At 61.7% G+C, this 5,738-nt stretch carries 3 protein-coding genes and 1 pseudogene; 1 reads left to right on the top strand and 3 read right to left on the bottom strand.

Annotated features, from left to right (window positions below):
• The 3 genes and pseudogenes from ACQKDV_RS17975 to ACQKDV_RS17985 all read right to left on the bottom strand — a co-directional run.
• Window positions 1-163: HU family DNA-binding protein (locus tag ACQKDV_RS17975; protein WP_427785560.1), on the bottom strand; the 163-nt coding region annotated here is incomplete at its 3' end.
• A gap of 27 nt (window positions 164-190) precedes the next feature.
• Window positions 191-2,572: a phenylalanine--tRNA ligase subunit beta gene (gene pheT / locus ACQKDV_RS17980; protein WP_427785556.1), complete on the bottom strand. Its 2,382-nt coding sequence runs from the start codon at window positions 2,570-2,572 to the stop codon at window positions 191-193.
• A 102-nt stretch (window positions 2,573-2,674) separates the two neighbouring features.
• Window positions 2,675-2,887 (bottom strand): annotated as a pseudogene (locus ACQKDV_RS17985) (phenylalanine--tRNA ligase subunit alpha); the annotation flags it as partial.
• Between the two features lie 1,618 nt (window positions 2,888-4,505).
• Here ACQKDV_RS17985 and ACQKDV_RS17990 point away from each other — a divergent pair.
• Complete coding sequence (locus ACQKDV_RS17990) at window positions 4,506-5,447, top strand: DUF4238 domain-containing protein (RefSeq protein ID WP_427785557.1); 942 nt, start codon at window positions 4,506-4,508, stop codon at window positions 5,445-5,447.
• The last annotated feature ends 291 nt before the right edge of the window (window positions 5,448-5,738 follow it).

The raw sequence follows: 5,738 nt of genomic DNA on the forward strand, positions 1-5,738 counted from the left end.
GAAGATGTTCACCCGCTCGGTGGAGATTCCAGGCAAGGAGCGCTACACCGGCTGGTTCACGCAACACATCGAAGAACGCGTCGACGAATTCCTTGGCTTCACGCTTGTTCAGACCGACTTCGTCAAACAGCTTTTCCGCCATCTCCGCCTTGGTCAATGCCATTGCCTGCTACCCCTGAGTGCTTCCCGCTCAGCCGCGGATCCGGGCGTGGTGTTCACGCTCGATCGCAGTGACCGCCTCGGCCACCACCGCTTCCACGTCGCGGTCCGTCAGAGTGCGCGACTTGTCCTGCAAAATCAAGCCCATAGCGAGACTCTTGAAGCCCGGGTCGACGCCCTGGCCGACGTAGCGGTCGAACAGGTTCAGCTCGCGCAGCAGCGGGCCTGCGGTCTGGCGGATGGTGGCGGCCAGGTCGCTCCAGGCCACCTGTTCAGGCACCAGGAAGGCCAGGTCGCGGCGCACGGCCGGGAAGCGCGACAGCTCGCCGGCACGCGGCAGCGCGCGGGTGGACAGCGCCTCCAGGTCCAGCTCGAAGGCATGGACGTCGGCCTCGATGTCCATGGCCCTGGTCAGGCGCGGGTGGATCTGGCCGATCCAGCCAATCACCACGCCGTCACGGTACACCTCGGCCGAACGGGCCGGATGGCCAAAGGCACGGGTGGACGGGCGGAATTCGAGCACGGCACCGCTGGCGGCGGCCAGCGATTCCAGGTCGCCCTTCAGGTCATGGAAATCAACCTTGCGGGTCGGCAGGCCCCACTGCACGGACTGCGCATCACCACAGACGGCAGCGGCCACGCGCGGCGTTTCCAGCGGTGCGGGCTGGCCTTCGCCCGCCTGCTGGGCGAACACCCGTCCGACCTCGAACAGGCGCACGCGGGACAGCTGGCGGGCGGCATTGCGGCCCAGGGTGGCGACCAGGCCCGGCAGCAGCGCCGGGCGCATCACCGCCAGCTCGGCCGACAGCGGGTTGGCCAGCGGCACCAGGTTGTCGCGCAGCTGCCACTGGCTCAGCAGCGCATCATCGACGAAGGCGAAATTCAGGGTTTCCTGCAGATCGCGGGCGATCAGCTGGCGACGCACGCTGAGCACGTCCAGCTGGGTTTCGGTCGGCATCGCCACGCGCGCCGCGCCACCCGGCAGGGTGGTCGGAATCTGCTCGTAACCGTGAATGCGCGCCAGTTCCTCGATCAGGTCTTCTTCGATGGCAATGTCGAAGCGGCGGCTGGGCGCGGTCACCTGCCAGCCTTCACCGGCCGCGGTCACGCCCATGCCCAGCGCGCGCAGGATGCGCTCGACCTCGGCATCTTCAATGGTGATGCCCAGCACGCGGGTGATGCGCGCGCGGCGCAGCAGGATCGTGGCCGGCTGCGGCAGATCGGCCGGGTTGACGGCCTCGGTCACCGGGCACGGCGTGCCGCCGGCCAGGTCCAGCACCAGGCGGGTCGCGTATTCGATGGCGGTGCGCGGCAGCGCCGGGTCGACGCCACGCTCGAAGCGGTGGCCGGCATCGGTGTGCAGGCCCAGCTTGCGGCCACGGCCCATGATGGCGGCCGGCGCGAAGTGCGCCGCTTCCAGGAATACCGCCGTGGTGTCGTCGGTGACGCGGGTGTCGAAGCCGCCCATCAGGCCAGCCAGGCCGACCGCACGGTCAGCGTCGGTCACCACCAGGAAGCTGTCGTCCAGCACCGCATCGCGGCCGTCCAGCAGCGTGATGGCTTCACCGGCGCGCGAACGGCGCACGCCGATGCGGCCCTGCAGGGTGCCCAGGTCATACGCGTGCATCGGCTGGCCCAGTTCCAGCATCACGTACTGGGTGATGTCCACCAGCAGCGAGACCGGACGCACGCCGCTGCGGCGCAGGCGCTCGGCCATCCACAGCGGGGTCTTGGCGGCGGGGTTGACGCCTTCGATGACGCGGCCCAGGTAACGCGGCGCTTCGGCGCCGGCGTCGAGCTGGATGGACAGCTCACGGCTGCCGACCGGCGCAATGGCGTCGGCGGCGAAATCCAGCACTGCGCTGCGGGTGGCGGCGGCCACATCAAAGGCGATGCCACGCACGCTGAAGCAGTCCGCGCGGTTGGGCGTCAGCTTGATCTCGATGCTGGCGTCCGGCAGGCCCAGGTATTCGACCAGGGTCTGGCCGACCGGCGCGTCATCGGGCAGTTCCAGCAGGCCCGACGCATCGGTATCCAGGCCCAGCTCCTTGGCCGAGCACAGCATGCCGTTGGATTCAACGCCGCGCAGCTTGGCCGGCTTGATCTTCAGGTCACCGATCTGCGCGCCGACCATGGCCAGCGGTGCAACCAGGCCCGGGCGCGCGTTCGGCGCACCGCAGACGATCTGCAGCAGTTCGCCCTGCCCGGCATCGACCCTGCACACCTGCAGGCGGTCGGCTTCGGGATGGCGCACGGCTTCGACGATGCGTGCCACGACCACGTGCTGCAGGCCGTTGCCGAGCGCGGTCACCTCTTCCACTTCCAGGCCGATGGCGGTCAGCACCGCGCTCAGTTCATCGCGCGAGGCGGAGGTCGGGACGTGGCTGCGCAGCCAGTTTTCGGAGAATTTCATGGTGTCACCCTGGTGGGCCCGGCGCATGCGCCTGGGCCTGCGAATTTAGGAGCCGTCGATTCGGGAGCAGCCGAGCATGGCTCGGCTCTACATGGTTGCGGCTTACGCGAACTGCTTGAGGAACCGCACGTCGTTCTCGAAGAACGCGCGCAGGTCGTTGACGCCGTAGCGCAGCATCGCAAAGCGTTCCACGCCCAGGCCGAAGGCGAAGCCGGTGTAGCGCTCCGGATCGATGCCGACGTTGCGCAGCACGTTCGGGTGAACCATGCCGCAGCCCAGCACCTCCAGCCAGCGGGTGCTGCCGTCGGGCTGCTCTCAGCCATAGGAGACTGCAGCGTCCAGAGGTTAGCCGAGTTGCTTGTCCGAGCTTGCCGCACACCTAGTCGGCGTTGCCTGGCCTTGGTCGTAACACTCATTCGCGTGCTCCAAATAGACCTCTCTGCGAGGGCAGCGGTCTGGGCACCTACAGAGATGCATTCGGGCTCGGAGGTGCGTCATGGTCAACATGGGCCCGCGTCGCTGCCGAGAGCAGCGTCAGGGAACGTGGCTGACATGCCTTGGACGCTACTCCCGAAAGGCTGGGGGCGCAACCGATCCGCGAGGCCCGCCAGATTCCACGCCGAACTAGTAACACAAATACCTGAAGTTATCGGAGAAGTAACACATATGCCCCAAGGCGCTCACCTATTCAGCTTGTTAGGGATGGGAGATCTGGATCTATAGACTGTTGAAATGCAAAGAGCTTGAGGTAACAGGAATACGTGCTCCATCAACAAACAGCCCATGTTCTGGAGGAAACCCGCCTCTTTTGACGCGGAAACTCGCCCATGTTTTCGCGAAACCCCGGATAAGGTGCCCTGTTTTTCGCGTTGCTGCGAATAAGGTGCCCCTTATTTCGTGGAAGGCCTACCATCCTCAAACCGGCGGCTAGCTGCGCTTGTGGGTAGCCCTCGGCCTGACTGGTCCGGCAGTTTGAGACGTTTCCCCCACAGGTTACCTGAGTGGCGAGCCGTGGCATTCTAGCGGCAAGCAGCTCATGCAGCAGGCGGCCTATGCTCTGGAATCTACCACCGGAAACGACCGCGTCTGCTCAAGCTAGGGCTGACGCCGCGGCAGATTGGCTAGATGCGGACACATTCGAAGCGCTGATGAGTCCGGATGCCCTCCAGGGCCGGACCCTGAAGCAATGCCTTCAATCTGACGGCGTTTTGGGCGTGTGGATCGCAGAACGGAAGCTCTATCTCTTTCCACCGTGGCAGCTCGACCCTGCTGGGACACCTTGGGCTGGCCTCTCTGCAGTGTTGGCGCTACTGCGTGGGCCAGATGGCGTATCAAGCGGCGAACCTACGTCTGGGTGGGAGGAAGTCGAGTGGCTGGTCGCTCCGCATGCTCTGCTGTCCGGCGCGAAGCCGTCAGAGGTTCTGGCTCTGGATCCGAATCTGGTCCTGGACGTGGCCAAGCGAGACTTCTCGTCTTCAAGTGATGATGGCCGCTGGTGAACCCTGATCCTTGCGTTGAGCCTTGACCAGGCAATTCGGGACGTTTCCCCCACGCTTTCTGCTCGTCTTCCAGCCGGCAACTCGGGGGGGCTGGCCGCGTTGGTGATGATGCCCATGACGTTGGCGTTACGTGCGTCTTTGGCAGCGCCAGGTGTTGATGAGGTGGGCGACTCGATGTAGCATCGGAATGCGCTTTAAAAACACTATATATATCAAGACGTTACTTCGCATAACGCAGCTTATGTTCAGCAGGCTGCTTCGCGTCTTCCGCACGAGCAAACCATCGCCCTACCCTTGGGTGAACTTCCTACTGATCGACGGCTGTCGCAGTTTGGGAGTGCCTGGCCATCGTCTTTCGGCACATTCTGACCGCTGATTGACATCTGTTCTGTGTAAAAATCGAAGGTTCTATAACGGAAGCGATGGATTGCCAAATGAGTATTACTAAGAAGCAACATCATGTGTGGAAAGATTACTTTGATCCTTGGCTTGTTGAGGGTCTGATCTCCTTCACACGAGACGGAAATGTGCTTACCACCAGTCCAGGAAACGTGGCCCATCAGCGATACTTCTATGAGATCGGTGAGATGACCGAGAAAGATGTTCGGATGCTGAAGACGCTAGCGTCGGGACAGAAAAGTGAGCTGATACGAATCGGTGCTGAGTCTTGGATTGCCAGCGTCCAGCTGATCTTCACGTTTCGTGACGCGTTGGTAACCTTGGGTGCGGACAGGTCGAGCATTGATGGGTTTGTCACTCAAGGTGCGCGCCAACTGGGCGAGCAATACCAAGGAATGATTGAGCACTCCGGCCTTAAATATCTCCCTGCCCTACGCAATGCAGATGCGTTCAACATCGCAGAAGGCGAAGACTACATCGAATTCTGCTACTTTGCGATGACCCAGTATTTTAGGACTGTACGCGCAAAGGAAAGCTTGAAACGTGAAATGGAGGCGGACAACCCCGGTTACGTGGATCGGTCAATGGCTGCGATTATTCCTATGATGGCGACCTTGGTCGGTTCTGCACTTATCAATGGAAGAGACAGATTCGTCCCAACGTTGCTGCTGAACAAGTCGGGAGTGAACTTCATTACCGGTGACCAGCCAATCATAAACACGTACGCAGTGGGCGTACCCAGAGGTGAGGTCATTCCAGGTACTGAGTTTTACTACCCAATTTCTCCAGACAGAGCAATTATTTTTTCGGAGAATTTGCGCTACAGAAGTGGCGTGATCACTGACCCTGCCGATGTCAAGGAGTTCAATAGAATGATGGCGATCAGTGCCGAGCACTCTGTATTCGCTTCATCTGAGGATGAGCTTCAGGAGTGGAAGGACATCGTCGGCAAGCACAGGCTGCCGGAAGGCAACTAATATTTTAACCTGTAGTAGCTCGCCGCCCGAGGTGGCGGCGGATCTGCAGGAAGTAACGCCCGGTGCTATGCGCCGGGCGCTGGATTTACTGGGTCACGCGAAGGACGCCCTAAATTCGGCGGATCTAAGAAAAAGACGCGCCATATTTCAGAAGCGTTTTGCGTGACGCACGCTTCCTATTCGGTCAGATGTGGTTGACGGTGAGTATTTCTTCCTGCAACGCCTCTATCTGGTCCCCTAACAGGCTGCTGAAATACCTCTCAGCTCGTAGACTACTTGAGTCGGAACATC

The sequence above is a fragment of the Stenotrophomonas sp. NPDC077659 genome (genome assembly GCF_050268705.1).
Lineage (GTDB): Bacteria > Pseudomonadota > Gammaproteobacteria > Xanthomonadales > Xanthomonadaceae > Stenotrophomonas.

What these genes read in the sequence shown, in the direction of transcription:
- pheT (WP_427785556.1), bottom strand. Translation starts at nt 2,572, where the DNA reads ATGAAATTCTCCGAAAACTGGCTGCGCAGCCACGTCCCGACCTCCGCC.
- ACQKDV_RS17990 (WP_427785557.1), top strand. Translation starts at nt 4,506, where the DNA reads ATGAGTATTACTAAGAAGCAACATCATGTGTGGAAAGATTACTTTGAT.